General features: G+C 69.3%; 23 protein-coding genes and 4 tRNA genes. 9 read left to right on the top strand and 18 right to left on the bottom strand.

Annotated features, from left to right (window positions below):
- Positions 1-21 precede the first annotated feature (21 nt).
- The 13 genes from ruvB to N1031_RS02305 all read right to left on the bottom strand — a co-directional run bounded on the left by ruvB (position 22) and on the right by N1031_RS02305 (position 8667).
- Complete coding sequence (gene ruvB, locus N1031_RS02365; RefSeq protein ID WP_259477969.1) at positions 22-1059, bottom strand: Holliday junction branch migration DNA helicase RuvB; 1038 nt, start codon at positions 1057-1059, stop codon at positions 22-24.
- Positions 1056-1682, bottom strand: coding sequence for a Holliday junction branch migration protein RuvA (ruvA, locus tag N1031_RS02360; protein ID WP_259477968.1), 627 nt, complete (start codon positions 1680-1682; stop codon positions 1056-1058). The genes ruvB and ruvA overlap by 4 nt, the downstream gene beginning before the upstream one ends.
- A complete protein-coding gene (ruvC, locus tag N1031_RS02355) occupies positions 1679-2275 on the bottom strand; it encodes a crossover junction endodeoxyribonuclease RuvC (RefSeq protein WP_259477967.1) in 597 nt (198 codons plus the stop codon). Before ruvC ends, ruvA begins: the two co-directional genes overlap by 4 nt.
- 29 nt (positions 2276-2304) lie before the next feature.
- Positions 2305-3063 (bottom strand): YebC/PmpR family DNA-binding transcriptional regulator, encoded by a 759-nt coding sequence (locus N1031_RS02350; RefSeq protein ID WP_259477966.1) that lies wholly within the window; start codon positions 3061-3063, stop codon positions 2305-2307.
- 47 nt (positions 3064-3110) lie between these two features.
- A complete protein-coding gene (gene pdxT, locus N1031_RS02345) occupies positions 3111-3731 on the bottom strand; it encodes a pyridoxal 5'-phosphate synthase glutaminase subunit PdxT (protein ID WP_259477965.1) in 621 nt (206 codons plus the stop codon).
- Entirely contained in the window at positions 3721-4620 is a 900-nt protein-coding gene (gene pdxS, locus N1031_RS02340; RefSeq protein WP_375163601.1) for a pyridoxal 5'-phosphate synthase lyase subunit PdxS, read from the bottom strand. Before pdxS ends, pdxT begins: the two co-directional genes overlap by 11 nt.
- Positions 4621-4647: 27 nt before the next feature.
- Entirely contained in the window at positions 4648-5190 is a 543-nt protein-coding gene (locus tag N1031_RS02335; protein WP_259477963.1) for an HIT family protein, read from the bottom strand.
- Positions 5190-7109: a threonine--tRNA ligase gene (gene thrS, locus N1031_RS02330; protein WP_259478059.1), complete on the bottom strand. Its 1920-nt coding sequence runs from the start codon at positions 7107-7109 to the stop codon at positions 5190-5192. The genes N1031_RS02335 and thrS overlap by 1 nt, the downstream gene beginning before the upstream one ends.
- 114 nt (positions 7110-7223) lie before the next feature.
- Positions 7224-7634, bottom strand: coding sequence for a hypothetical protein (locus N1031_RS02325; RefSeq protein WP_259477962.1), 411 nt, complete (start codon positions 7632-7634; stop codon positions 7224-7226).
- Positions 7635-7686: 52 nt separating this feature from the next.
- Positions 7687-8271, bottom strand: a complete 585-nt coding sequence (locus N1031_RS02320) for an alpha/beta fold hydrolase (RefSeq protein WP_259477961.1) — start codon at positions 8269-8271, stop codon at positions 7687-7689.
- Between the two features lie 87 nt (positions 8272-8358).
- A tRNA-Val gene (locus N1031_RS02315) sits at positions 8359-8430 on the bottom strand.
- Between the two features lie 45 nt (positions 8431-8475).
- Positions 8476-8546 (bottom strand) — tRNA-Cys (locus tag N1031_RS02310).
- 49 nt (positions 8547-8595) lie between these two features.
- A tRNA-Gly gene (locus tag N1031_RS02305) sits at positions 8596-8667 on the bottom strand.
- Positions 8668-8807: 140 nt separating this feature from the next.
- On the opposite strand from N1031_RS02305, the gene N1031_RS02300 reads away from it, so the two are divergent.
- Together N1031_RS02300 and N1031_RS02295 are read left to right on the top strand one after the other, a co-directional pair.
- A tRNA-Val gene (locus N1031_RS02300) sits at positions 8808-8880 on the top strand.
- A 70-nt stretch (positions 8881-8950) separates the two neighbouring features.
- Entirely contained in the window at positions 8951-9727 is a 777-nt protein-coding gene (locus tag N1031_RS02295) for an EI24 domain-containing protein (RefSeq protein WP_259477960.1), read from the top strand.
- A gap of 27 nt (positions 9728-9754) precedes the next feature.
- On the opposite strand, the gene N1031_RS02290 is transcribed toward N1031_RS02295, so the two are convergent.
- Together N1031_RS02290 and zapE are read right to left on the bottom strand one after the other, a co-directional pair.
- Positions 9755-10993: an ammonium transporter gene (locus N1031_RS02290; RefSeq protein ID WP_259477959.1), complete on the bottom strand. Its 1239-nt coding sequence runs from the start codon at positions 10991-10993 to the stop codon at positions 9755-9757.
- A 234-nt stretch (positions 10994-11227) separates the two neighbouring features.
- The gene (gene zapE, locus N1031_RS02285; protein WP_259477958.1) at positions 11228-12262 is read right to left on the bottom strand and encodes a cell division protein ZapE; all 1035 of its coding nucleotides are present in this window, start codon (positions 12260-12262) and stop codon (positions 11228-11230) included.
- A gap of 106 nt (positions 12263-12368) precedes the next feature.
- Between zapE and N1031_RS02280 the strand changes: the two genes are divergently transcribed.
- Both N1031_RS02280 and N1031_RS02275 read left to right on the top strand, forming a co-directional pair.
- On the top strand, positions 12369-13271 hold the full coding sequence (locus tag N1031_RS02280; RefSeq protein WP_259477957.1) for a sulfurtransferase: 903 nt from the start codon (positions 12369-12371) through the stop codon (positions 13269-13271).
- Positions 13272-13301: 30 nt separating this feature from the next.
- The gene (locus N1031_RS02275) at positions 13302-13742 is read left to right on the top strand and encodes a SufE family protein (protein WP_259477956.1); all 441 of its coding nucleotides are present in this window, start codon (positions 13302-13304) and stop codon (positions 13740-13742) included.
- Between the two features lie 6 nt (positions 13743-13748).
- Here the strand turns inward: N1031_RS02275 and N1031_RS02270 are convergent, their stop codons facing one another.
- On the bottom strand, positions 13749-14969 hold the full coding sequence (locus N1031_RS02270) for an alpha/beta hydrolase family protein (RefSeq protein ID WP_259477955.1): 1221 nt from the start codon (positions 14967-14969) through the stop codon (positions 13749-13751).
- 73 nt (positions 14970-15042) lie between these two features.
- On the opposite strand from N1031_RS02270, the gene N1031_RS02265 reads away from it, so the two are divergent.
- The 5 genes from N1031_RS02265 to N1031_RS02245 all read left to right on the top strand — a co-directional run bounded on the left by N1031_RS02265 (position 15043) and on the right by N1031_RS02245 (position 20868).
- Positions 15043-15639 (top strand): DUF3000 domain-containing protein, encoded by a 597-nt coding sequence (locus tag N1031_RS02265; RefSeq protein WP_259477954.1) that lies wholly within the window; start codon positions 15043-15045, stop codon positions 15637-15639.
- A complete protein-coding gene (locus tag N1031_RS02260) occupies positions 15632-16837 on the top strand; it encodes a ribonuclease D (RefSeq protein WP_310795660.1) in 1206 nt (401 codons plus the stop codon). Before N1031_RS02265 ends, N1031_RS02260 begins: the two co-directional genes overlap by 8 nt.
- Positions 16838-16909: 72 nt before the next feature.
- Positions 16910-18139 carry a thiolase family protein gene (locus tag N1031_RS02255; RefSeq protein WP_259477953.1) on the top strand — a complete coding sequence of 410 codons (1230 nt, stop codon included), beginning with the start codon at positions 16910-16912 and terminating at the stop codon, positions 18137-18139.
- Positions 18136-20280 carry a 3-hydroxyacyl-CoA dehydrogenase NAD-binding domain-containing protein gene (locus N1031_RS02250; RefSeq protein ID WP_259477952.1) on the top strand — a complete coding sequence of 715 codons (2145 nt, stop codon included), beginning with the start codon at positions 18136-18138 and terminating at the stop codon, positions 20278-20280. The genes N1031_RS02255 and N1031_RS02250 overlap by 4 nt, the downstream gene beginning before the upstream one ends.
- A gap of 30 nt (positions 20281-20310) precedes the next feature.
- Positions 20311-20868 (top strand): dihydrofolate reductase family protein, encoded by a 558-nt coding sequence (locus tag N1031_RS02245; protein WP_259477951.1) that lies wholly within the window; start codon positions 20311-20313, stop codon positions 20866-20868.
- Between the two features lie 3 nt (positions 20869-20871).
- Here N1031_RS02245 and dxs read toward each other — a convergent pair whose 3' ends face one another.
- Together dxs and N1031_RS02235 are read right to left on the bottom strand one after the other, a co-directional pair.
- The gene (gene dxs, locus N1031_RS02240; RefSeq protein ID WP_259477950.1) at positions 20872-22839 is read right to left on the bottom strand and encodes a 1-deoxy-D-xylulose-5-phosphate synthase; all 1968 of its coding nucleotides are present in this window, start codon (positions 22837-22839) and stop codon (positions 20872-20874) included.
- A 70-nt stretch (positions 22840-22909) separates the two neighbouring features.
- Complete coding sequence (locus N1031_RS02235; RefSeq protein ID WP_259477949.1) at positions 22910-25747, bottom strand: aconitate hydratase; 2838 nt, start codon at positions 25745-25747, stop codon at positions 22910-22912.
- Positions 25748-25759 lie beyond the last annotated feature (12 nt).

Raw genomic sequence — 25759 nt, 5'->3', positions numbered from 1 at the left:
AGTCCTGAAGACCAGCTTGAATTATAGGTCATCGCCGAAGAGCGCATCCGACTGTCTGACGACGCCGAAGTGCGCCCACCCCGCCTTGGTCGCCACGCGACCTCTCGGAGTGCGCGACAGCAGGCCGATCCTCACGAGGAACGGCTCGACCACCGACTCGATCGTCTCGGCCTCCTCGCCCACCGACACCGCGAGCGTGCTGAGGCCCACCGGTCCCCCGTCGAAGCGCTGCAGGATCGTCGTCATGACGGCGCGGTCGAGACGGTCCAGGCCCAGCTCGTCGACGTCGTAGAGGTGCAGCGCCGCCTGCACCACGGCCAGCGTGGCGTCTCCGCCCTCCACCAGGGCGTAATCGCGCACGCGGCGCAGCAGGCGGTTCGCGATGCGCGGCGTGCCGCGCGACCGCGAGGCGATCTCCACCAGCGCCTCGGCACCGATCGTCACCCCGAGCAACTGGGCGGCGCGCTCGATCACCCGCACGAGCTCCTCGGTCTCGTAGAACTCCAAGTGCGCGGTGAACCCGAACCGGTCGCGCAACGGGTTCGGCAGCAGCCCCGCGCGAGTGGTGGCGCCGACCAGCGTGAACGGGGCCAGATCGAGCGGGATGGAGGTCGCCCCCGCGCCCTTGCCGACCATGATGTCGATGCGGAAATCCTCCATCGCGAGATAGAGCATCTCCTCGGCCGAGCGGGCCATGCGGTGGATCTCGTCGATGAAGAGCACCTCACCCGGCACGAGCGAGGAGAGCACGGCCGCGAGGTCGCCGGCGTGCTGGATGGCCGGGCCGCTGGTCAGCCGCAGGGGCCGGTCGGTCTCCTGGGCCACGATCATGGCGAGGGTCGTCTTGCCGAGACCGGGAGGGCCGGCGAGCAGGATGTGGTCGGGCGTGCGCTGCTGGATGGCGGCCGCGTCGAGCAGCAGCTGCAGCTGGCCGCGCACCTTCTTCTGCCCCACGAACTCGGCGAGCGAGCGCGGTCGGAGAGCGCCTTCGAAGGCGATCTCGGCCTCGGAGGCGGCGACCGGGCTCACGACGTCGTCGGGCTCGAAGGCCGGGCTCATCGCGCACCTCCCGCGTGCGGTGCCGGGCCGAGCACAGCGAGGGCGAGCCGCAGCAGGGCCTGCACGTTCGACGCCTCGGCGGCGGCCGCCGATTCGAGCGCCTGGTCGACCGCGGCAGCCGCATCCCGCTCTCCCCAGCCGAGGCCCACCAGGGCACGTTCGACGTTGCCGCGCACGGTCGTCGAGACCTCCGGAGTCGCCGAGCCGCCCTGCGCCGCCGCGGGCGGGGCGATCTTGCCGGCGAGGGAGACCACGATGAGCTTCGCGGTCTTCGGGCCGATGCCCGACACCTTGCGGAAGGCGCTGTCGTCTTCGCGTGCGACCGCCAGGGCGATCTCGGACGGTGTCAGCTCGGCCAGCACCCCGAGGGCGGACTTGGGCCCGACACCGGTCACGCCGATGAGCACGGAGAAGACCTCCAGGGAGTCCTGGTCGGGGAAGGCGAACAGCGACATGCTGTCCTCCCGCACGATCAAGGAGGTGAGCACGGTCGCCTCCGCCCCCGCGCGCAACGTCAGCGCGTGTCGCGGGGTGATGCTCACTGCGTATCCCACTCCCCCCACGTCGATCACCGCGGTTCCGCCGGAGACGGTGAGCACGGTGCCGCGCAGGGAGGAGATCATCGCACCAGCCTAGGGGCGGCCGTGCGCCGCGCCGCGCCTTGCTCGGCGGCGCGCCACGCACGCTGAGCCGGGGTGAGCCCACCCGCCGCGTCTCCGTTCGCTGGAGCAGCTCCCGACCCGAGGGGCACCCTCCAGGCGTGGCAGATCGCCAGCGCCAGGGCGTCAGCTGCATCGGCAGGCCGGGGCACCTCGTCGAGTCGGAGCACCTTCGCCACCATGGTGCCGACCTGCTTCTTGTCGGCCTGGCCGTACCCCGTGATCGCCGCCTTCACCTCGGTGGGCGTGTGCAGACCCACCGGGAGGGAGCGTCGCGCGGCGGCAAGGAGCGCGATGCCGCTCACCTGGGCGGTGCCCATGACGGTTCGCACGTTGTGCTGGGCGAACACGCGCTCCACGGCGACGCTGTCGGGGCGGTGTTCGTCGAGCAGCGCCTCCATGCCCGCGGCGATCCGCAGCAGCCGCTCCTCGAGCGCGAGTTCGGGGGGCGTGGTGATGACCGACACGTGCACGAGCACGGCCGCGCGGGTCGGCGCGACGTCGACGATGCCCACGCCGCAGCGGGTGAGGCCGGGGTCGATGCCCAGCACGCGCATCCGGTCACCGCCTTCCGGGTGAGAGACGATCAGTCGTTCTCGAGCTCCGCCTGCACCTCGGGCGTGATGTCGATGTTGGTGTAGACGTTCTGCACGTCGTCGCTGTCTTCGAGCGCGTCGATGAGGCGGAACACCTTGCGGGCCGTCTCGGCGTCGGCCTCGACCTGGAGGCTCGCGACGAACTCCACGTCGGCGGAGTCGTAGTCGATACCCGCATCCTGCAGAGCCGTGCGGGCCGCCACCATCTGCTGCGGCTCGGTGAGCACCTCGAACGACTCGGCGCGGTCGGTGACCTCTTCGGCCCCGGCGTCGAGCACCGCGAGAAGGATGCTGTCTTCGTCGACACCGTCGGCGTGGGCGACCGTGATGACACCCTTGCGGCTGAAGTTGTAGGCCACGCTGCCGGGGTCGGCCATGGTGCCGCCGTTGCGCGTCATGGCCGTGCGCACGTCGGCCGCGGCACGGTTCTTGTTGTCGGTGAGGCACTCGATGAGCAGGGCCACGCCGTTGGGGCCGTAGCCCTCGTACATGATCGTCTGGTAGTCGATCGTCTCACCGGTGAGGCCGGCGCCGCGCTTGATGGCGCGGTCGATGTTGTCGTTGGGCACCGAGGTCTTCTTGGCCTTCTGCACCGCGTCGACGAGGGTGGGGTTGCCGGAGAGGTCGGCGCCGCCGATCTTCGCGGCGACCTCGATGTTCTTGATGAGCTTCGCGAACGACTTCGCCCGCCGGGCGTCGATGACCGCCTTCTTGTGCTTGGTGGTGGCCCATTTTGAGTGTCCGGACACGGAGTTCTCCTTCTAAATCTGCAGACGAGTCTACGGGACGGCGCGCGTCAGGGCCGGGACGACCCGGCCGAGGAGACGGCGACCTTGTCGAGGAAGTAGCGGTGGAAGCGCAGCTCGTCGGTCATCTCGGGGTGGAACGAGGTGCCGAGCAGCGCCCCCTGCTCGACCGCCACGACGGTTCCGTCGGGAAGCGCGGCGAGCGCTCGCGCCCTCGGTCCGAGCTCGGCGACCACGGGCGCGCGGATGAAGACGGCATGCACCGGCGGATCACCGAGCTCGGGCACCTCGAGATCGGCCTCGAACGACTCGGTCTGAGCGCCGAAGGCGTTGCGGCGCACCGCCACGTCGAGCCCTCCGAAGCTCTGCTGCCCGCGGATGCCGTCGAGCACCGTGTCGGCCAGCATGATCATGCCGGCGCAGGTGCCGTACACGGGCAGGCCCTCGGCGATGCGCCGGCGCACCACGTCGGCCACCCCGAAGGTGCGCGCGAGCTTGTCCATGACGCTCGACTCCCCGCCCGGGATGACGAGGCCCGACACGGCTTCGATCTCCTCAGGGCGTCGCACGGCAACTGCGTCGGCACCGAGCCGGCCGAGCACCGCGAGGTGCTCACGGAAATCGCCCTGGAGGGCGAGTACACCGACCGGTGCCCGGGAACTACCAGCCACGCTCGGCGAGACGGTGCGGTGCGGGCACGTCGGCGACGTTGATGCCCACCATCGCCTCACCGAGACCGCGCGACACCTCGGCGATGACCGCCGGGTCGTCGTAGAACGTGGTGGCCTTCACCACGGCCGCCGCGCGGGCCGCGGGGTTGCCCGACTTGAAGATGCCCGAGCCCACGAACACGCCGTCGGCGCCGAGCTGGATCATCATGGCCGCGTCGGCCGGGGTGGCGACACCTCCGGCGGTGAACAGCACCACGGGCAGCTTGCCGGTCTCGGCCACCTCGACCACGAGGTCGTAGGGTGCCTGGAGCTCTTTGGCGGCGACGTACAGCTCGTCCTTCGAGAGAGAGGTGAGGCGTGCGATCTCGGCGTTGATGGTGCGGATGTGCTTGGTCGCCTCCGACACGTCTCCGGTGCCGGCCTCACCCTTGGAGCGGATCATCGCCGCACCCTCGTTGATGCGGCGCAGCGCCTCGCCGAGGTTGGTCGCCCCGCAGACGAAGGGCACGGTGAAGTCCCACTTGTCGATGTGGTTGACGTAGTCGGCCGGGCTCAGCACCTCGGACTCGTCGATGTAGTCGACGTTCAGAGCCTGCAGCACCTGAGCCTCGACGAAGTGGCCGATGCGGGCCTTCGCCATCACGGGGATGGAGACCTCGGCGATGATCGCCTCGATGAGGTCGGGGTCGCTCATGCGCGCCACACCGCCCTGCGAACGGATGTCGGCGGGCACGCGTTCGAGCGCCATCACCGCCACGGCGCCCGCGTCTTCGGCGATGCGCGCCTGCTCGGGGGTGACGACGTCCATGATGACGCCGCCCTTCAACATCTCGGCGAGACCGCGCTTGACGCGGTCGGACCCGACTCTGGGTGTGCTGTTCTCGCTCATCATGTCCTTTCGCGGAGCACCGGAATCCTATCGCGCCGGCCAGGCCGCCTGGACCTCGGCCCGCACCTCACCGAGAAGCTGCGGCAGCGCCTTGGTCTCGGCGATGATCGGGAAGAAGTTGGCGTCGCTCATCCACCGCGGCACGATGTGCTGGTGCAGGTGCCCGGCCACGCCCGCCCCCGCCACTCGTCCCTGGTTCATGCCGATGTTGAATCCGTCGCAGCGCGACACCTCGGTGAGCACCCGCATCGCGATCTGGGTGAGCTCACCGATCTCTGCCACCTCTTCCGGCGTCGCCAGATCGTAGGTGGCCACGTGGCGGTACGGGCACACGAGCAGGTGCCCGGAATTGTAGGGGAACAGGTTGAGCAGCACGTAGGCGTGCTCTCCCCGCGCCACGATGAGGCCCTCCTCGTCGGAGAGCTGCGGCGCCCGGCAGAACGGGCACTGCTCGACGTGCGGCTCGGGCCCGCCCTGGATGTAGACCATCCGGTGGGGCGTCCACAGCCGCTGGAACGCATCCGGGATCGCCGCGAAGTCGCGGGAGTCCTCCACCGGAACCTCGGCCATCAGAGCTGGCCGGCGGAGGAGACCTGGAGGTGCTTCTCCACCGCGGCGACGATCCGGTCGATCGCCTCGTCGGTGGGCACTCCGTTCTCCTGCGAGCCGTCACGGAAGCGGAAGCTCACCGACCCGGCTGCGGAGTCGTCCGCACCGGCGATGAGCAGCACCGGCACCTTGTCTTTGGTGTGGGTGCGGATCTTCTTCTGCATGCGCTCCGAGGAGTCGTCGAGCTGGGCGCGGATGCCGCGCTTGCGCAGGCGCCGCACCACCTCGCCGAGGTAGTCGGCGTGCTCGTCGGAGATCGGGATGCCCACCACCTGCACCGGCGCGAGCCAGAGCGGGAAAGCGCCGGCGTAGTGCTCGAGCAGGATGGCGAAGAAGCGCTCGATGGAGCCGAGCAGGGCGCGGTGGATCATGACCGGCTGCTGGCGGGTGCCATCGGGAGCGGTGTACTCGAGTTCGAACAGCTCGGGCTGGTTGAAGTCGAGCTGCACCGTGGACAACTGCCAGGTCCGGCCGATCGCGTCGCGCGCCTGCACCGAGATCTTGGGGCCGTAGAAGGCCGCTCCCCCGGGGTCGGGCACGAGTTCGAGACCGGAGTCGACGGCCACCTGGCGGAGGGTCTCGGTGGCCTCCTCCCACATCCGGTCGTCGCCCACCGACTTCTCGGGGTCTTTCGTGGAGAGCTCGAGGTAGAAGTCGTCGAGGCCGTAGCCGCGGAGGGTCTCGAGCACGAAGTCGAGCTGACGCGCCAGTTCGTCCTTCACCTGGTCGGGGGTGACGTAGATGTGGGCGTCGTCCTGCGTGAGGCCGCGCACGCGGGTGAGGCCGGAGAGGGTGCCGCTCTTCTCGTACCGGTAGACGGTGCCGAACTCCGCCAGTCTCAGCGGGAGCTCGCGATAGCTGCGCCCGCGCGCCCGGAAGATGAGGTTGTGCATGGGGCAGTTCATGGGCTTCAGATAGTAGTCCTGGCCCTGGCGGGTGACGTTGCCCTCGGCATCCGTCTCCTCGTCGAGGTGCATCGGCGGGAACATGCCGTCGGCGTACCAGGTGAGGTGCTGGCTGATCTCGTAGAGGTGCTTCTTGGTGATGTGCGGGGTGGTGACGAGCTCGTAGTCGTGCGCGATGAGCTGGTCGCGCAGGTAGTTCTCGATCTCGGCGCGGATGATGCCGCCCCGCGGATGGAAGACGGCGAGCCCCGAACCGATCTCGTCGGGGAACGAGAACAGGTCGAGCTCGCTGCCGAGCTTGCGGTGGTCGCGCTTGGCGGCCTCCTCGATGCGGGTCTGGTAGGCGCGCAGCTCGTCTTTGGAGGGCCACGCGGTGCCGTAGACACGCTGGAGCTGCTTGTTCTTCTCGGAGCCGCGCCAGTAGGCGGCGGCGAGACGGGTGAGCGCGAAGCCGTTGCCGATGAGGCGGGTGCTCGGCAGGTGCGGGCCGCGGCAGAGGTCTTTCCAGACGGTCTCGCCGGTCTTCGGGTCGACGTTGTCGTAGATGGTGAGCTCGGCACCGCCCACCTCCACCGACTCGTCGGCGCTGTCGTCTCCCCCGCCCTTGAGGCCGATGAGCTCGAGCTTGTAGGGCTCGCCGGCCAGTTCGGCCCGGGCCTCATCCTCGGTGACCACCCGGCGCACGAAGCGCTGGCCGGCGCGCACGATGCGCTCCATGCCCTTCTCGATGGCCTTGAGGTCCTCCGGGGTGAAGGGCTCGGCCACGTCGAAGTCGTAGTAGAAGCCGTCGGTGACGGGCGGGCCGATGCCGAGCTTGGCCTCGGGGTTGATGGCCTGCACGGCCTGGGCGGCCACGTGCGCGGCCGAGTGCCGCAGGATGGCGAGACCGTCGGGACTGCCGATCACGACCGCCTCGACGGTGTCGGCGTCGGTGACCGTGGTGGCCAGGTCTTTCAACTCACCGTTGACCCTCATGGCCACGACCGAGCGGTCGGTGAAGAGATCGAATCCTGTTGTCACGGTGGCGGTGCTCCCTCGATGCGTGCGAAACGCCTACAACTCTACCGGCGTCGGCCACCGCCCCCGCGCTCAGACCGGGCCGGTGCCCTGCACCTCGATGACGGTCCGCGCATCGAGCGCTGTGATCTCGCACGTGGTGGGTTCGCCCACGATCGCCGAGGGGTCGGTGTCGACCCGAGCGAAGCCGTTCGAGCCGGTCACCGCTTGGAAGGCCTGCCCGGTCTCGACCAGGGTCCAGGTCACGGTCGTGCCCTGCACGGGTGTGTCGGTGTCGCGCACGTAGATGTAGGCCTCCAGCACGAAGGTGCCCGAGCTCGAGGAGTAGCCCGCGTACGACTGGTACACGTAGTAGACGGATGCGGTGCTCGCGGCCGCCGCGGGCGTCGCGACGGCGAGTGCCACCACGGGCACACTCCAGGCTCCGGCCTTCAGGAGGGTGCGGCGGCTGATCGGATGGCGCGGTGTCTCGTCGTTCCCCATGACGAGGAGCCTAACCGGAATCACCCCGAAACGGGGGTGACCAGGACGGGGGTCAGTCCCAGTCGAGATAGTCCTCGATGGCCCAGGCCGTGGCGCCCACGTGGGTGTGCGGGAAGAGGTGTCCGCCGCCGTCGACGGTGACGATCGAGACGAGCCCCGGTGCGGCGGACAGGAGCTCCTCGCCGTTCGCCGGCGGCGTGACGTCGTCGTCGGAGCCCTGCACCACGAGCACCGGCAGCCCTTCGGGTACCGGCGCGGACGAGCCCGCCACCTCGGTGCCGGCGGAGCCCTCGACGCCCAGCAGCAGCACACCGTTGGCGCGATCGTGATGGTCGTGCGCCACGAACCGGGCGACGCTCCCCCCGAATCCGTGTCCGCCCACCCACGCGTCGGCGACGCCGAGGTGGTCGAGCACGCCCACGACCTCACCCGCGAGCTCCTGGGCGTTCGGATCGGAGTCACGACGCGAGTCGATCAGCACCACCCGGAAGTCCTCTTCGACGAGGGAGTGCGCCAGCGGCGCGAAGTACTCCACGCCCTGACCTGCCCCGGAGACCAGCACCACCGCCGGCCCCTGACCCTCGTCGCTGAACGGGATCGCGCGGCCGAGAAGATCGAGGGTCTGCAGGTCGGCCATGGCGATGATCCTTTCACGGGGGCATGACTCAGGGAGAGCACAACGCAGAAAACCCCCGGCGCTCCGGGGGTTTTCCAGTGATTCTCGTGGGCGATACTGGGATCGAACCAGTGACCTCTTCCGTGTCAGGGAAGCGCGCTACCGCTGCGCCAATCGCCCAATTCTCGTGCTGTGCCGCCTCATCGTGGTGGTGGAACTCGTGCGAGGTGGCGACGGGATTCGAACCCGTGTGGACGGCTTTGCAGGCCGCTGCCTCGCCTCTCGGCCACGCCACCGCGTGTAAGGCCCCGTGTGTGGGTGCCCACAAACGAGTGACTTCACTCGAGCGGATGACGAGATTCGAACTCGCGACCCTCACCTTGGCAAGGTGATGCGCTACCGCTGCGCCACATCCGCATTTCCATCCGCATTGCTGCGAACGGATTAGACACTAGCCGAAGATTCGAGAGATAGCCAAATCGACGCATCCCGTGCGTGTCGCGCCACCGGATGTTCACGAGCACCCCTCCGCATCCAGTAGTATCGATCTCGGCCCAGGGCGATTGGCGCAGTTGGTAGCGCGCTTCCTTCACACGGAAGAGGTCATCGGTTCGAGTCCGGTATCGCCCACACACTTCCCCACCCACCGGTTGGCCTCACCCACCAGCTCGCCTCAGGCGCGGTGGGTACGCTCGGCCACATGGTGCGCGACTTCTTCGCCGGTGTCGGTGTATTGCTGCGCGGCTTCAGCCTCTGGGCGACACGCCCGAAGCTCATGCTGCTGGGCATGCTGCCGGCTCTGATCGTCGGCGTCGTGTTCACCGCCGCCCTCGTCGCGTTGGCCGTCTCCTCCCCCACCCTGGCCGACGGGGTCACGCCCTTCGCCGACGGCTGGGTCGAGCCGTGGCGCACCGTCTTCCGCGCCGCGGTCGCCGCCGCGCTCGTCGGAGTCGCCGTGCTGCTGGCGGTCTTCACTTTCACGGCGATCACCCTCGCCGTCGGCGACCCGTTCTACGAACGCATCTGGCGGGTCACCGAAGAGAGTCTCGGCGATGCTCCGCCCGAGCCGCAGGGCGGCTTCTGGAGGCTGCTCGGGCGCGGTGTGACCATCGCGGCGCGCATCCTCGCGCTCACCGCGGCCTTCGGAGCGGTGCTCGTCGTGGTCGGGCTCATCCCGATCGCCGGCCAGATCGCGGCCCCCGTGCTCTCGGCCCTGTTCGGCGGCTGGGTTCTGGCGCTCGAACTCACCGGATTCGCCTCGGACGCCCGTGGGCTGACCCTGCGTGACCGCCGCCGGATGCTCGGTACCCGTCGCGCCCGCACGCTGGGTTTCGGGGTGGCGGTCTACCTGGTGTTCCTCATCCCGCTCGGCGCGGTCGCGGCCATGCCCGCCGCCGTCGTGGGGGCCACGGCCCTCCTGCGCCGGGCGCACACGGAGGCCGCGCACACGGAGGCGGGGCGCCATCCCGAAGGATGACGCCCCGCCCCGTGGAGTGCTGAACGATCAGGCGTTCTCGAGCACGTAGCCCTCTTCGCCGTGGACGACGGTGTCGACACCGGCGACCTCGTCCTCGTTCTTGATGCGGAAGCCCATCGTCTTCTGGATGATGAAGCCGATGAGGAGAGCCATCACGAACGAGTAGATCGCGATGACGACCGCGGCGGCGAACTGCTTCCAGAGCTGCTCGAACGAGCCGGTCGAGAGCAGGCCGATGCCGGCGCCGAAGATGCCGATGTAGAGGGTGCCGATGAACCCGCCGACGAGGTGGATGCCCACGACGTCGAGCGAGTCGTCGAAGCCCAGCTTGAACTTCAGCTCGATCGCCAGGGCGCAGACGGCACCGGCGATGATGCCGAGCACGATCGCCCAGCCCGGGGTGAGGATGTTACAGGCCGGGGTGATGGCGACCAGACCGGCGACGGCACCCGAGGCGGCACCGATCGAGGTGGGCTTGCCGTCCTTGATCTTCTCGACGATGAGCCAGCCGATGATGGCGGCGGCGGGAGCGGCGAGGGTGTTGATCCAGGCGATCGCGGCGACACCGTCGACGGCGGCCTCGGAACCGGCGTTGAAGCCGAACCAGCCGAACCACAGCAGCGAGGCACCGAGCAGCGTCAGCGGCACGTTGTGCGGCTTCTGGATGCCCTTCTGGAAGCCGACGCGCTTGCCGAGCACCAGGGCGAGGGCGAGGGCCGCCGCACCGGCGTTGATGTGCACCGCGGTGCCACCGGCGAAGTCGTTGACGCCCCAGACCGGAGCCCAGCCCTCGGCCAGGTTGAACACCATGAACGCGACGGGGAAGTAGACCAGGGTCACCCAGACGCCGGCGAACACCATCCACGCGCCGAACTTGGCGCGGTCGGCGATGGCACCGGAGACGAGGGCCACGGTGATGATGGCGAAGGTCGCCTGGAAGCCCGCGAACGCGAGGCCGGCCAGGTCGGGGTTCATCGCGCCCGACTCATCGATGCCGAGGAGGCTCGAGAGCCCGATGGAACCGTCGAACGGGTTTCCGACGATGCCCGGGATGAGCGGGGTTCCGAACACGAGCCCGTAGCCGTACAGCACCCAGAGGACGCCGACGAGGCCCATCGCTCCGAAGCTCATCATCATCATCGAGATGACCGACTTCGCCTTGACCATGCCGCCGTAGAAGAACGCGACGCCGGGGGTCATGAGGAGCACGAGGGCGGCTGCAACGAGCAACCATAGTGAGTTCAGGTTGCCGGTTACTTCTTCCATATGAGTGGTTACCTCTCTTTTACGTGCTGGGCGGGTACAACTGGAATTGCTGTGGAGCTGACGGCGAGCACGACACCGAGGGCGCAATTACAGGCAAGGGAAGTCTGGCGAAGAGAGGTTTCGCAGGGCGACGAACTTTGTGTACGCCGTGTTACACGGAGCGGCCGAATGTAAACATCATGTTTCGGGGTGCGGGGAATCCGTCGTGAGGATGCCCAGAGCTCTCAGACCGCCTCAGCGGGTGGCGGAGGCGATCAGTCGCGAGACCGCGCGCAGGTACTTCTTGCGGTAGCCGCCGTTCAGCATGTCGCCCGCGAACACCTCGTCGAACGGGGTTCCCGAAGCCAGCACGGACAGCTGGGCGTCGTAGACCCGGTCGATGAACGCGACCAGCCGCAGGGCGTCGGTCTGGTCGGTGAGCGGGTGCACTCCGCGCACGGCGATCGCGTCGACCCCCTCGAGCAGTCTGATGTAGCGCGACGGATGCACGGTGCCGAGATGGTGCACCAGCTCGTCGAAGTCGTCGAGGGTGACCCGCTCCCCTGCCGTCGACCGGCTCGCGACGGCGGATTCCAGTTCAGCATCGTCGCCGAACGACGCGGCGTGGCCCTCGATGTCGCGGCGGCGGTAGTCGACACCGTCGATGCGCACGATCTCGAAGCGGTCGGCGATCGCCTGGATCTCGCGGAGGAAGTCGCTCGCGGCGAACCGCCCCTCGCCCAGCGCGTTCGGCGGGGTGTTGGAGGTGGCGGCCAGCCGCGTGCCCTTGGCCACGAGCTCGCCGAGGAATCGGGTCATGAGCATGGTGTCACCCGGGTCGTCGAGCTCGAACTCGTCGATGCAGATGAGCTTCGCGCCGGCGAACTGCTGCACTGCGTTGGCGTAGCCGAGCGCGCCGATGAGGGCCGTGTACTCGATGAAGGTGCCGAAGTACTTGGGCCCGGGCGCGGCATGCCAGAGCGAGGCGAGCAGGTGGGTCTTGCCCACACCGAACCCGCCGTCGAGGTAGATGCCGGGCTTCGGAGCCACCGTCTTCTTGCCCCGCCCGAAGAACCCGCCCGCCCTGGCGGGCTTCCAGCCCTCGGCGAAGGTGCGGATCTTCGCCAGCGCCTCGCCCTGCGACGGGTGATCGCGATCGGGACGGTAGCTGTCGAACGAGGCGGAGTCGAACTGGCGCGGCGGCACCAGGGTGGCCACCAGCTCGGCGCCCGACATGGAGGGGCTGCGCTCGATCAGGCGCGGGGCGACGGTCGGCGGGTCGAAGGTCATCTGGGTTCCCGAGTGTGTCGAAGTTTTACCCGCCACGCCCCGGGCGGGCCGGGAGGACATAGATTCGTCTGGGGGTCAGCCCTAACCCTAACTGGAGGTTCAGCACATGTCCGTCGCGTTCGATCCGTCCGAGAAGTTCACCGGCTACGCGCATCCGGAGCGCCTCGTCTCGACCGAGTGGCTCGAAGCCCACCTCGGTGAGCCCGGCCTCGTGGTGGTGGAATCGGACGAGGACGTGCTGCTCTACGAGACCGGCCACATCCCCGGCGCCGTCAAGATCGACTGGCACACCGACCTCAACGACCCGGTGCTGCGCGACTACGTACAGGGGCCGGAGTTCGCGGCGCTCGTGGGCTCGAAGGGCATCTCGCGCGACGACACCGTGGTGATCTACGGCGACAAGAGCAACTGGTGGGCCGCCTACGCGCTGTGGGTGTTCACCCTCTTCGGGCACGACGACGTGCGCCTGCTCGACGGCGGCCGCGACGCCTGGATCGCCGAGGGGCGGCCGATCACGACCGACCGCCCGGCTCCGGATGCGGTGGAGTACCCGGTGGTGGAGCGTCACGACTCCGAGATCCGCGCCTTCAAGGAGGACGTGCTCGAGCACCTCGGCCACCCCCTCGTCGACGTGCGGTCGCCCGAGGAGTACAGCGGGGAGCGCACGACCGCACCGGCCTATCCCGAGGAGGGCGCTCTCCGGGCCGGCCACATCCCGACCGCGGCGAATGTGCCGTGGGCCAAGGCCGCTGCCGAGGACGGCCGGTTCAAGCCCGTCGCCGAGCTCGACGCGGTGTACCGCGAGGGTGCCGGGCTCGCCGAGGGCGAGCCCGTGATCGCCTACTGCCGCATCGGCGAACGCTCGAGCCACACCTGGTTCGTGCTCACGCACCTGCTGGGCTTCGAGAACGTGCGCAACTACGACGGGTCGTGGACCGAGTGGGGCAGCGCCGTGCGCGTGCCGATCGTGACCGGGTCGGAGCCGGGAGAAGCCCCCGTCCGGGCCTGATCCCACCGGGGGTGGGCGATACTGGTCGGGATGAGCGACACGACACTGCCCGCAGCCCTGGCCGAGATCCGCGACGAGTTCCTCGCGCTCGAGCAGCGCGAGCGCCTGGAGATGCTGCTGGAGTTCTCCCAGGAGCTCCCGGAGCTGCCGGAGCGGTACGCCGAGCATCCCAACCTGTTCGAGCGGGTCGTCGAGTGCCAGTCCCCCGTGTCGATCTTCGTGGAGATCGACGACGACGGCACGGTGCACCTGTTCGCCACGGCGCCCCGCGAAGCCCCGACCACCCGGGGTTTCGCGTCGATCCTCGTGCAGGGGATCGACGGTCTGTCCATCGACGAGGTGCTCGCCATCCCGGATGACTTCCCGAACACCCTCGGTCTCACCCAGGCCGTGTCTCCCCTGCGCATCCGGGGCATGACCGCCCTGCTCGGGCGCACGAAACGCCAGGTGCGGGAACGCTCGGGGCGCTGAGATCGGTCAGAGTCCGCGCTCAGTGAGCCAGGTGTCGATCGAGGCGGTCCAGCGCTCGCGGTCATAGTTCCAGAGCTTGGTGTGACGCGCGATGGAGAAGGGCACCAGGGTCACGAGGTCGGGCCGCTCCTCGGCCAGGCGCCGCGACCCGGTGGAGGGCACGTAGCCGTCGTCGTCGCTGTGCAGGATGAGCACCGGTACGGTGACCTCGTCGCTGCGCTCCACGAAGTCGAGCCGGCGCAGGTCGACGGGCTGCTCGAGCCCGGTCACCGCGCCGCCCCAAGGGTGGCTGATGGTGGCGAAGGCAGCGTCGCCGAGCACTTCGGGAACCCGGTGCAGGCGCCCCTGGAACCGCAGCACGTCGACCCAGTCGACCGCGGGCGACTCCAGCACGAGAGCACGCACGAGCCCCCGGTGCACGGCACGGCCCATGGCCTGGAGCGCGATCGCCCCGCCCATCGACCAGCCCATCACCACGATGTCGGTCGCCCCGTGGTCGACCGCGAAGGTCATGGCGGCGTCGAGGTCCTGCCACTCGGTGTCGCCGAGCGCGTAGCGGCCGTCGGCCGAGCGCGGGGCGTCGCCGTCGTTGCGATACGAGATGCAGAGGGAGTGGTACCCGTGGTCGCGGAACACCGGCACACCCCGGATGGTCTCGCCCCGCCGCACTCCCCTGCCGTGCACCTGGATCACCCATCGAGTGCTCGACCGGTCGACGGCGGGCACGAGCCAGGCCGGGGCCGGGCCCACCGGGGTGAACACCTCCACCTCGTCGACGGGCACACCCAGCTCGCGCGGGTGGATGTAGTACCAGCCGCTGATGCGTCCGTTCCGCGCGCGGGCGAGGTCGCCGTAGTCGACCGCCGTCACCGTGCGGCGCACCACCCCGTCGGCCACCGAGAGCACCTCGCCGAGTCTCGCGTGCCCCGTGTCCGCGGTGAAACGCAGGCTGTACTCGCCCGGCAAGATGGAGTCCGCGGTGACGGAGAGCTCGATGGTGCCGGATTCCTCGTCGTGACCGAGGATGCGCACGTCGTCGACCGGCAGCGCGGGGGTCACGATGGCCCGCGACATGCGAGCCGTGATGACGGCACCTGCGGCGGCCGTCAGTGCGGCGGCGGCACCGGCCGCCATCGCGATCACGCTCCAGACGGGCACCCTCGCGGGCTCGCGGCCCGCCGCATCCCGCCTCGCTGCGCCGCTCCCCGCCGCATCCCGCTGAGCCATGCGACCGCCTTTCCGCGCTGTGCCGTCGGCGTGCCTTCGCCGCGCCCGGCTCAAAGAACTCTAGTCTGCAGTCGTGGCCGATTCCCCCTTCACCCCGGACATTCCGGCGGCATTCGGCGCGGCGCTGGACTCCCTGCGACGAGCGGAGACGCGGGCGGAGCTGGTCGTGCACGAGATCCCCGCACCCGGCAACCTCGCCCCGAACGCCGTCGCACTGGCCGCCGACGTCACCCCTGCTCGGCACGGCGCCGACTCCGAACTCGGCACCGGCCGCTTCATCCTGCTGCACGACCCCGAGGAACCGGATGCCTGGGGCGGCGAGTTCCGGGTGGTGTGCTTCGCCCAGGCGCCGCTGGAGACCGACATCGGGCTCGACCCCTTCCTGGCCGACGTGGCCTGGTCGTGGCTGGTCGACGCGCTCGACGCCCGCGGGGCGAACTACACCAGCGCCTCGGGCACCGCCACGAAGATCCTCTCCACCGGGTTCGGCGAGCTGGCCGACCAGGGTGACGGGGCGCAGATCGAGCTCCGCGCATCCTGGACCCCCACCGACCACAACCTGCAGGCGCACGTGGAGGGCTGGAGCGAGCTGTTGTGCATGCTGGCCGGCCTTCCGCCCGCGGTCGACGGCGTCACGATGCTGAAGGCGAGGCGGGCCCGACGTGACTGACGCTTCCGAGCGCACGGTCATCTCCTCGGTCGACGACTTCCACGACGCCGTCGAGGCGCTCGCCCTCGGCGAGGGACCGGTGGCCGTCGATGCCGAACGGGCCAGCGGCTTCCGCTACTCCCAGCGCGCCTACCTCATCCAGCTCTACCGCCGCGGTTCCGGCACTTTTCTCATCGATCCCCCGGCGATCGCGGAGTTCGCCCCGCTGCAGGAGGTGATCGGCGGGGTCGAGTGGGTGCTGCACGCCGCGAGCCAAGACCTGCCGTGCCTGCGCGAGGTGGGCCTCGACCCGGTCACCGTGTTCGACACGGAGCTCGCCGCCCGGCTGCTCGGCCTGCCGCGCGTGGGTCTAGGCAGCGTGGTGGAGGAGCTGCTCGGCATCCACCTCGCCAAGGAGCACTCGGCCGCCGACTGGTCGACCCGACCGCTGCCGGCGTCCTGGCTGGAGTACGCGGCGCTCGACGTGGAGCTCCTGATCGACCTGCGCGACGCCATGGCGGTGCTGCTCGAGGAGCAGGGCAAGACCGAGCTCGCCCGCCAGGAGTTCGCCGCCGTGGTGGCGAAAGAGGAGAAGCCGCCGCTGGCCGAGCCCTGGCGCCGGCTCACCGGGGTGTCGGCCCTGCGCGCCGACCGGCACCTCGCCGCCGCACGCGAGCTGTGGCTCGCCCGGGACGACCTCGCGCGCTCCACCGATACCGCGCCGGGCCGCCTGGTTCCCGACGCCTCGCTCATGGTGGCGGCAAAGGCGTTGCCCTCGTCACGTCGTGAGCTGGCCGCGTTGAAGCAGTTCTCCGGCCGCGCGAGCCGCTCCGAGATCGACCGCTGGTGGGCCGCCGTCGAACGCGCGCTCACCACCGACGACATCCCGGTGCAGCGCCGCGGCACCGACACCCTCCCGCCGCCGCGCAGCTGGTCCGACCGCAATCCCGAGGCCGACCTCCGCCTGAAGGGCGCCCGGGCGGCGTTGACCGCGCTCGGCGAGGAGCACGCCATCCCGCTCGAGAATCTGCTCACCCCCGAGTTCCTGCGACGTCTCGCCTGGTCGCCACCTGCGGAACTGACGGTCGCATCCGTCTCCGCCGCCCTCGCGGAGCTCGGCGCACGCCCCTGGCAGATTGAGCTCACCGCACAGCCGATCCTCGACTCCTTTGTCGAAGCCATCCAAAGCGCCGAGCCTTCGGATTCGAGCGCTTCGTAGGTTCAGGCAAACGATTCCGGGCTCCCCGGGGGCCCTTCTAGGATCGAAGCCGATCCAACCCCAGGAGGCACAGTGGCCGAGAGATCCGAAGTCGTCTTCGTCGACGGAATGCGCACCCCGTTCGGGCGAGCGGGCGAGAAGGGCATGTACTGGCAGACGAGGGCTGACGACCTCGTGGTGAAGGCGATCTCGGGGGTGCTCGAGCGCAATCCCGGGCTCCCCAAGGAGCTCATCGACGACGTCGCCATCGCCGCCACCACTCAGACCGGAGACCAGGGGCTCACGCTCGGCCGCTCGGCCGCGCTGCTGGCCGGGCTGCCGCTCTCGGTGCCCGGCTACGCGGTAGACCGGATGTGCGCGGGTGCCATGACGAGCGTCACGACGGTCGCCGGGGCGATCGCCTTCGGTGCCTACGACCTCGCCATCGCGGGCGGCGTCGAACACATGGGCCACCACCCGATGGGCTCGGGTGCCGACCCGAACCCGCGCTTCCTCGCCGAGAAACTGGTGAACCCCGAGGCCCTCAACATGGGTAACACGGCCGAGCGCATCCACGACCGCTTCCCGCAGCTCACCAAGGAGCGCTCCGACCGCTACGCGCTCCACAGCCAGCAGAAGGTCGCCGCTGCGTATGCGGCGGGCAAGATCCAGCCCGACCTCGTGCCCGTCGGCATCCGCACCGCGGAGGGTTGGGGTCTCGCGACGCGCGACGAAGCACCCCGACCCGACACCACGCTCGAGGGTCTCGCCGGACTCCGCACCCCGTTCCGCCCGCACGGGCGCGTGACCGCGGGCAACTCCTCCGGGCTCAACGACGGCGCCACCGCCTCGCTCATCGCGAGCGAGCAGGTGGCGAAGGAGCTCGGGCTCCCGGTGAAGATGAAGCTCGTCTCCTTCGCGTTCGCCGGTGTCGAGCCCGAGATCATGGGCATCGGCCCGGTGCCCTCCACCGAGAAGGCGCTGCGCAAGGCCGGGCTCTCCATCGACGAGATCGGGCTGTTCGAGCTCAACGAGGCGTTCGCGGTGCAGGTGCTGTCGTTCCTCGACCACTTCGGCATCGACGACGACGACCCCCGGGTGAACGAGTACGGCGGGGCCATCGCGCTCGGCCACCCGCTCGCCTCCTCGGGTGTGCGCCTGATGATTCAGCTGGCCCGGCAGTTCGAGGAGCACCCCGAGGTGCGCTACGGCCTCACCGCCATGTGCGTGGGTCTCGGGCAGGGCGGCTCCGTCATCTGGGAGAACCCCCACTGGAACGCGAAGGCGAAGGCGCCCAAGCCGAGCAAGAAGGCGGCACGATGACCGACTACTCCACCGTCGACTTCTCCGAGCTCGAGGCGTTCTCGGCCGACGAGGTGGTCACCCACTCCTACGTGCGCGACATCCCGCTGCCCTCGGGCAAGACCCTCGCGCTCGTCACCCTCGACAACGGGCGCGACCACACCCGGCCGAACACTCTGGGGCCGGTCGGTCTGCTGGAGTACCTGCACACCCTCCAGGCCCTCAAGACGCGGGCGACGGCAGGCGAGATCGACGCCGTGGCCGTCATCGGCAAGCCCTACATCCTCGCCGCGGGGGCCGACCTCAGCAAGGTCGGTGAGATCCCGAGCCGCAAGGCCGCCAAGAAGATGGCCCAGCTGGGGCACTACGCCTTCGCCGCGATGAAAGACACGGGAGTGCCCTCCTTCGCCTTCATCAACGGCCTCGCGCTCGGCGGTGGCGTCGAGGTGGCGCTCGCCGCCGACTACCGCACCATCGACTCCTCCATCCCCGCCCTTGCCCTCCCCGAAGTGTTCCTCGGCATCATCCCGGGCTGGGGCGGCGCCTACCTGCTGCCGAACCTCATCGGCATCGAGAACGCCCTCAAGGTCGTGATCGAGAATCCGCTCAAGAACAACCGCACCCTCAAGGGGCAGGAGGCCTTCGACCTCGGCATCGCCGACGCGATCTTCGGGCCGGCGAACTTCTTGGAGCAGTCGCTGGCCTGGGCCGACGGCGTGCTCACGGGCGCGACCAAGGTGAAGCGGCCGAACGAGCCCGGCAAGGTGGAGCGGCTGGTGAAGTGGGATGCGGCGATCGCGATCGCCCGCAAGACCCTCGAGTCGCGCATCGGCACGGTCGCCAAGTCGCCCTACAAGGCGCTCGAACTCCTCAAGGCCGCGAAGTCGGGAACCGCTGCGGAGGGCTTCGAACGGGAGGACGAGGCGCTCGCCGAGCTCATCTCGGGCGACCAGTTCCGCGCCAGCATCTACGCCTTCGACATCGTGCAGAAGCGGGCGCGCAAGCCCGCCGGAGCGCCCGACAAGGCTCTCGCGAAGCCGGTGACGAAGGTCGGCATCATCGGCGCCGGCCTCATGGCGTCGCAGTTCGCGCTGCTGTTCGTGCGCCGGCTGCAGGTGCCGGTGGTCATCACCGACCTCGATCAGACCCGTGTCGACAAGGGGCTCGACTACATCCGTGGAGAGATCGCCACCCTCCTCACCAAGGGGCGCATCTCCCCCGACGACGCGAACCGCCTGAACGCCCTGGTCACCGGTACGACCGACAAGAGCGAGTTCGACGACGCCGACTGGGTGATCGAGGCGGTGTTCGAGGAACTCGGTGTGAAGCAGGATGTGTTCGCCGAGATCGAACAGCACATCTCCGAGACCGCGGTGCTCGCCACGAACACCTCATCGCTCTCGGTGGAGCAGATCGGCGCCAAGCTGAAGCACCCCGAACGCCTCGTGGGCTTCCACTTCTTCAACCCGGTGGCGGTGATGCCGCTCATCGAGGTGGTCAACACGCCGGCCACTGACGAGGCGACGCTCTCGACCGCCATGGTGGTCGCGGCCAAGCTGAAGAAGAACGCCGTCATCACGCGCGACACCCCCGGTTTCGTCGTGAACCGCATCCTGGCCAAGGTGCTCGGTGAGGCGATGCACGCCGTCGACACGGGCACCCCGCTCGAGGTGATGAACCACGCGCTCGATCCGTTCGGGCTGCCGATGACGCCGTTCGAGCTGCTCGAGCTCGTGGGGCTCAAGGTGGGCGCGCATGTGCTCGACACGCACCACGCCGCGTTCCCCGACCGGTTCTTCGAGAGCACCAACCTGCACCGTCTCGCCGAGCACGGCCGCATCTTCGACCGCGACGACAAGGGCAAGATCAAGGGCTTCGACAAGGAGGCGGTGAAGATCGTCACTCCCCCGAAGGGCACGGGCACCCCGATGACGGCCGACGAGATCATCCGTCGCGTCGAGGACGGCCTCGCCGACGAGGTGCACCGGATGCTCGAAGACGACGTGGTGCACGCCGCGGAGGACATCGACCTCTGCCTCATCCTCGGCGCGGGCTACCCGTTCCAGATGGGCGGGCTCACCCCCTACCTCGACCGCGTCGGCGCCTCCCAGCGCGTCTTCGGCGACACCTTCCACCACCCCGAGATCCGCGGCGTCGGCTGAGGTGTCGGTGGCCCGCTCTAGTGTGGGGCCATGGCAGAGAAGCAGACCACCAAGACGCAGTACTACGTGGCGGCGAGTGTCGACGGGTTCATCGCCGATCGTGAGAACGGGCTGGGCTGGCTGCTGCAGTTCGGCATGGAGGAGTTCACCTCCGACTACGAGGAGTTCCTGGCGGGCGTCGGGGTGATCGTGATGGGGTCGCGCACCTACGAGTGGCTCCTCGCCGAGGGGAGCGCCTGGGCGTACCCCGATCATGTGGCGTGGGTGCTCACCTCGCGCGAGCTGCCCGCCTTTCCGGGGGGCGGCGACATCCGGTTCGCCACGGGCGACGTGAGCGCGCTCCACGCGGAGTGGGTGCGGGTGGCCGCAGGCCGCAATGTCTGGATCGTGGGCGGGGGCGAGGTGGCGGCGCAGGTCGCCGACGCCGGCCTGCTCGACGAACTGCTGCTCACGACCATGCCCGTCGTGCTCGGTGCAGGGGCGCCCCTGCTGCCTGTGGCCCGGCTCTCCACAGACCTGGCGGCTTCGAACACCGTCGTGCACCCGGGCGGCGCGGTGAGCACCCGCTACGCGATCTCGCGCGGGTGATCGCTACCGCGTGAGGTGCGGCAGCGGCGACGAGCCGGTGTCGGTGCCGCGCGAGACGCGCTCACCGAGCGGACGGGCGATCGGGATCTTGTTGCCTTGAACCTGTGCGATGACGTCGTCGGCGATGTGGCGCGGAGTCAGTCCCACCCGCTCGAGGATCTCATCGCGGCTGGCGTGCTCCAAGAACTCGTCGGGCAGCCCCAGCTCGGTGACGGCGGTGTCGACGCCCGCCTCACGCAGGTCTTGACGGATGCGCGTGCCGATGCCGCCCACCCGCACGCCGTCCTCGATCGTCACGACGATGCGGTGCGCATCCGAGAGCTCGATGATGCTCCACGGCACGGGCACCACCCAGCGCGGGTCGACCACGGTCACGCCGATGCCCTGCTCCTCGAGCAGCGCGGCCACGTCGAGGGCGAGGGTGGCCATGGTGCCCACTGACACGATCAGCACGTCACGCCGTGTGGCCTCGCGCAGCACGTCGACGCCGTCGGGCGTGCGTCGCAGCGCGGGGATCTCGGGACCGGTGCTGCCCTTCGGGAACCGCACCACGGTCGGCGCATCGACGACCCGCACCGCCTCGGCCAGCTCCTCGCGCAGACGCTCGGCGTCACGCGGGGCACTCAGGCGGATGCGCGGGACGACCTGGAGGATCGCGAGGTCCCACATGCCGTGATGGCTCGCGCCATCGGGGCCTGTGACGCCCGCCCGGTCGAGCACGAAGGTGACGCCCGCCTGGTGCAGCCCGACGTCCATCAGTACCTGGTCGAACGCCCGGTTCACGAAGGTGGCGTACAACGCGACGACGGGGTGCAGACCCCCGAACGCGAGGCCCGCCGCCGAGGTGACGGCGTGCTGCTCGGCGATCCCCACGTCGAGCACCCGGTTCGGGAAGCGCTCCGCGAAACGGTGCAGCCCCGTGGGACGCAGCATCGCTGCCGTGATCCCCACGATCGACTCGTCGGCCGCCGCGAGTTCGACGATCTCGTCGGCGAACACCGACGTCCAGCTCGGTGTGCCCGACGGGGAGGAGATCGGCTCGCCGGTCTCGGGGTCGATCTGGCCGACCGCGTGGAACTGGTCGGCCGCATCCGCCCGGGCCGGCTCGTAGCCGCGGCCCTTCTCGGTGATGGCGTGCACGATGACCGGGGCCGCGTAGTCCTTGGCCTGACGGAGTGCCTCTTCCATCGCCTGGAGGTCGTGACCGTCGATCGGGCCGACGTACTTGATGTCGAGGTTGGCGTAGAGCGAGGCGTTGTTCGTCATTCGGCTGAGGAAGCCGTGCAGGCCACCGCGCACACCGCGGTAGAGCGCCCGGCCGAAGGCACCGCCGACGCGGTCGAAGAAACGCCAGCTCTTCTGGTGCAGCTGACGGTAGCCGTTCGCCGTGCGCACCCCGTTGAGGTAGCGCGCCATGCCGCCGATGGTGGGGGCGTAACTGCGACCGTTGTCGTTCACCACGATCACGAGGTTGCGCGAGTTGTCGTCGCTGATGTTGTTCAGCGCCTCCCAGGTCATCCCCCCGGTGAGGGCGCCGTCGCCGACGACCGCCACGACGTGCCGGTCGGTCTGCCCGGTCATCTCGAAGGCCCGCGAGATGCCGTCGGCCCAGGAGAGCGAGCTCGACGCGTGCGACGACTCGACCACGTCGTGGGGGCTCTCCGAGCGCTGCGGGTACCCGGCCAGGCCGCCCTTCTGACGCAGCAGCGAGAAGTCCTGCCGCCCCGTGAGCAGTTTGTGCACGTAGGACTGGTGGCCGGTGTCGAACACGATGGCGTCGCGAGGAGAGTCGAACACCCGGTGGATGGCGATCGTGGTCTCCACCACACCCAGGTTCGGCCCCAGGTGCCCACCGGTCTTCGAGACCTCGGCGATGAGGAACGCGCGCACCTCGGCCGCCAACTCCACGAGCTGGTCGGCCGAGAGTGCGTCGAGGTCGCGCGGTGTGGTGATCCCCTGGAGCAGGCTCATACCCTCCACCTTCCCACGATCGGACGAACTCGCAGTCTACGCCGCGCTGCGCCGCACGCGAGTGCGGCCGTCAGACGAGGCTGCGCAGAACGTACTGCAGGATGCCGCCGTTGCGGTAGTAGTCGGCCTCACCGGGGGTGTCGATGCGCACCACGGCGTCGAACTCCACCGTCTCCTTGCCCGCGGGCGAGTGCTCGCTGGGCGTGGCGACGACGTGCACCGTCTTCGGCGTGGTGCCGTTGTTGAGCTCCTCGATGCCCGTGATCGTGACGATCTCGGTGCCGTCGAGTCCGAGCGACTCGGTGCTCTCCCCTGCCGGGTACTGCAGCGGCACGACGCCCATGCCGATGAGGTTCGAGCGGTGGATGCGCTCGAAGCTCTCCACGATGACCGCCTTCACGCCGAGGAGCGAGGTGCCCTTGGCCGCCCAGTCGCGCGACGAGCCCGAGCCGTACTCCTTGCCGCCGAAGATGACCAGCGGGATGCCCGCGTCCTGGTAGTGCTGCGAGGCGTCGTAGATGAACGACTGCGGGCCGCCCTCCACGGTGAAGTCGCGGGTGAAGCCGCCCTCCACGCCGTCGAGCAGCTGGTTCTTCAGGCGGATGTTCGCGAAGGTGCCGCGGATCATCACCTCGTGGTTGCCGCGCCGCGAGCCGTAGGAGTTGTAGTCCTTGCGGGCCACGCCGTGCTCGTCGAGGTACCTGCCGGCGGGGCTGTCGGCCTTGATGTTGCCGGCGGGCGAGATGTGGTCGGTAGTCACCGAGTCGCCGAGCTTGGCCAGCACGCGGGCGCCGACGATGTCGGTGACCGGCGTGGTCTCGAGAGTCATGCCCTCGAAGTACGGGGGCTTGCGCACGTAGGTCGACTCGGAGTCCCACTCGAAGGTGGGGCCGGTGGGCGTGGGCAGCGAACGCCAGCGCTCGTCGCCCTCGAAGACGCCCGAGTACTCGTGGTCGAACATCTCGGTGTTGATGGAGGTGTCGATGGTGCGCTGCACCTCGGCCGAGTCGGGCCAGATGTCGCGCAGGAACACGTCGTTGCCCTCGGTGTCCTGACCGAGCGCGTCGGTCTCGAAGTCGAAGTTCATCGAGCCGGCGAGGGCGTAGGCGATCACCAGCGGGGGCGACGCGAGGTAGTTCATCTTCACGTCGGGTGAGATGCGGCCCTCGAAGTTGCGGTTGCCCGACAGCACCGCCGTCACGGCGAGGTCGTTGTCGTTGATGGCGGCACTCACCTCGTCGATGAGCGGGCCTGTGTTGCCGATGCACACCGTGCATCCGTAGCCCACGGTGTAGAAGCCGAGGGCTTCGAGGTCGTCGGTCAGTCCCGCCTTCGCGTAGTAGTCGGTGACGACCTTGGAGCCGGGAGCGAGGGTGGTCTTCACCCACGGCTTGGCCTTCAGACCGAGCTTGTTGGCGTTACGGGCGAGCAGTCCGGCCGCGAGCATGACGCTCGGGTTGGAGGTGTTGGTGCACGAGGTGATGGCCGCCACCGCCACGGCGCCGTGGTCGAGGGTGTAACGGTCTCCGGATGCGGTGGTGACCTTGGTGGGCCGGGAGAGCGCCCCGGGAGCGTGGATCACGTGGGTGTGCGAGATCTCGTGCGCCGAGTCTTCGTCTTGCGCGGTGAAGCCGAGCGGGTCGGAGGCCGGGAAGGTGCCCTCGAGCGAGGCGTCGACGCGCGAGAGGTCGTGATCGGCGTTGGCGTAGTTCTCGAGGTCGCGGATGAAGGTGGGCTTGGCCACCGACAGCTCCACGCGGTCTTGCGGGCGCTTCGGGCCCGAGATCGACGGCACGACCGTGCCCAGGTCGAGCTCGAGGTACTCACTGAACACGGGCTCCTGCGAGGGGTCGTGCCAGAGCTTCTGCAGCTTCGAGTAGGCCTCCACCAGGGCGACCTGCTCCTCGCTGCGGCCGGTGAGGCGCAGGTAGTCGAGCGTGACGTCGTCGATGGGGAACATGGCGGCGGTCGAGCCGAACTCCGGGCTCATGTTGCCGATGGTGGCGCGGTTGGCGAGCGGCACCTGGCCGACGCCCTCGCCGTAGAACTCGACGAACTTGCCGACGACCCCGTGCTTGCGCACCATCTCAGTGATGGTGAGCACCACATCCGTCGCGGTGACGCCCGCGGGGATGGAACCGGAGAGCTTGAAGCCGACCACCTTCGGGATGAGCATCGACACGGGCTGGCCGAGCATGGCCGCCTCGGCCTCGATGCCGCCCACGCCCCAGCCCAGCACGCCCAGGCCGTTCACCATGGTGGTGTGCGAGTCGGTGCCGACGCAGGTGTCGGGGTAGGCGCGGAGTACCGTCTGGCCGAAGGAATCCACGACCTCGCGGGTGTAGGTGACCCGCGCGAGGTACTCGATGTTCACCTGGTGCACGATGCCGGTGCCCGGGGGCACCACCTTGAAGTCGTCGAACGCGGTCTGGCCCCAGCGGAGGAACTGGTACCGCTCGCCGTTGCGCTCGTACTCAATCTCGACGTTGCGCTCGAGGGCGTTCTCGCTGCCGAACAGGTCGACGATGACGGAGTGGTCGATGACGAGCTCGGCGGGGGCCAGCGGGTTGATGCGGGTCGGGTCGCCGCCCAGGGTGCCCACCGCCTCGCGCATGGTGGCGAGGTCGACGATGCAGGGCACGCCGGTGAAGTCCTGCATCACCACGCGAGCGGGGGTGAACTGGATCTCGGTGTCGGGCTCCGCCGTGGGAACCCAGCCGCCGAGGGCGCGGATGTGCCCGTCGGTGATGTTGGCACCGTCCTCGGTGCGCAGAAGGTTCTCGAGCAGCACCTTCAGGCTGAACGGGAGCTTCTCGTGACCCGCCACCTTGTCGATGCGATAGACCTCGTAGGACTTGTCCCCGACCTGGAGAGTGTCTTTCGAACTGAAACTGTTCACTGCCGACACGTCGACCTCACC

Source organism: Herbiconiux moechotypicola, assembly GCF_024979255.1.
Taxonomy (GTDB): domain Bacteria; phylum Actinomycetota; class Actinomycetes; order Actinomycetales; family Microbacteriaceae; genus Herbiconiux; species Herbiconiux moechotypicola.
Note: the sequence above shows the minus strand (reverse complement) of the source record. Positions and strands in the feature narration are given on the sequence as shown.

Excerpts from the sequence above, each read along its gene's own strand:
- ruvA (WP_259477968.1), bottom strand. The coding sequence starts at position 1,682 with ATGATCTCCTCCCTGCGCGGCACCGTGCTCACCGTCTCCGGCGGAACC.
- pdxS (WP_375163601.1), bottom strand. The coding sequence starts at position 4,620 with ATGAGCGAGAACAGCACACCCAGAGTCGGGTCCGACCGCGTCAAGCGC.
- N1031_RS02270 (WP_259477955.1), bottom strand. The coding sequence starts at position 14,969 with ATGGCTCAGCGGGATGCGGCGGGGAGCGGCGCAGCGAGGCGGGATGCG.
- N1031_RS02320 (WP_259477961.1), bottom strand. The coding sequence starts at position 8,271 with ATGGCCGACCTGCAGACCCTCGATCTTCTCGGCCGCGCGATCCCGTTC.
- N1031_RS02295 (WP_259477960.1), top strand. The coding sequence starts at position 8,951 with ATGGTGCGCGACTTCTTCGCCGGTGTCGGTGTATTGCTGCGCGGCTTC.
- N1031_RS02245 (WP_259477951.1), top strand. The coding sequence starts at position 20,311 with ATGGCAGAGAAGCAGACCACCAAGACGCAGTACTACGTGGCGGCGAGT.
- ruvC (WP_259477967.1), bottom strand. The coding sequence starts at position 2,275 with ATGCGCGTGCTGGGCATCGACCCCGGCCTCACCCGCTGCGGCGTGGGC.
- ruvB (WP_259477969.1), bottom strand. The coding sequence starts at position 1,059 with ATGAGCCCGGCCTTCGAGCCCGACGACGTCGTGAGCCCGGTCGCCGCC.
- N1031_RS02275 (WP_259477956.1), top strand. The coding sequence starts at position 13,302 with ATGAGCGACACGACACTGCCCGCAGCCCTGGCCGAGATCCGCGACGAG.
- N1031_RS02250 (WP_259477952.1), top strand. The coding sequence starts at position 18,136 with ATGACCGACTACTCCACCGTCGACTTCTCCGAGCTCGAGGCGTTCTCG.
- dxs (WP_259477950.1), bottom strand. The coding sequence starts at position 22,839 with ATGAGCCTGCTCCAGGGGATCACCACACCGCGCGACCTCGACGCACTC.
- N1031_RS02325 (WP_259477962.1), bottom strand. The coding sequence starts at position 7,634 with ATGGGGAACGACGAGACACCGCGCCATCCGATCAGCCGCCGCACCCTC.
- N1031_RS02335 (WP_259477963.1), bottom strand. The coding sequence starts at position 5,190 with ATGGCCGAGGTTCCGGTGGAGGACTCCCGCGACTTCGCGGCGATCCCG.
- zapE (WP_259477958.1), bottom strand. The coding sequence starts at position 12,262 with ATGACCTTCGACCCGCCGACCGTCGCCCCGCGCCTGATCGAGCGCAGC.
- thrS (WP_259478059.1), bottom strand. The coding sequence starts at position 7,109 with ATGAGGGTCAACGGTGAGTTGAAAGACCTGGCCACCACGGTCACCGAC.
- N1031_RS02280 (WP_259477957.1), top strand. The coding sequence starts at position 12,369 with ATGTCCGTCGCGTTCGATCCGTCCGAGAAGTTCACCGGCTACGCGCAT.
- N1031_RS02290 (WP_259477959.1), bottom strand. The coding sequence starts at position 10,993 with ATGGAAGAAGTAACCGGCAACCTGAACTCACTATGGTTGCTCGTTGCA.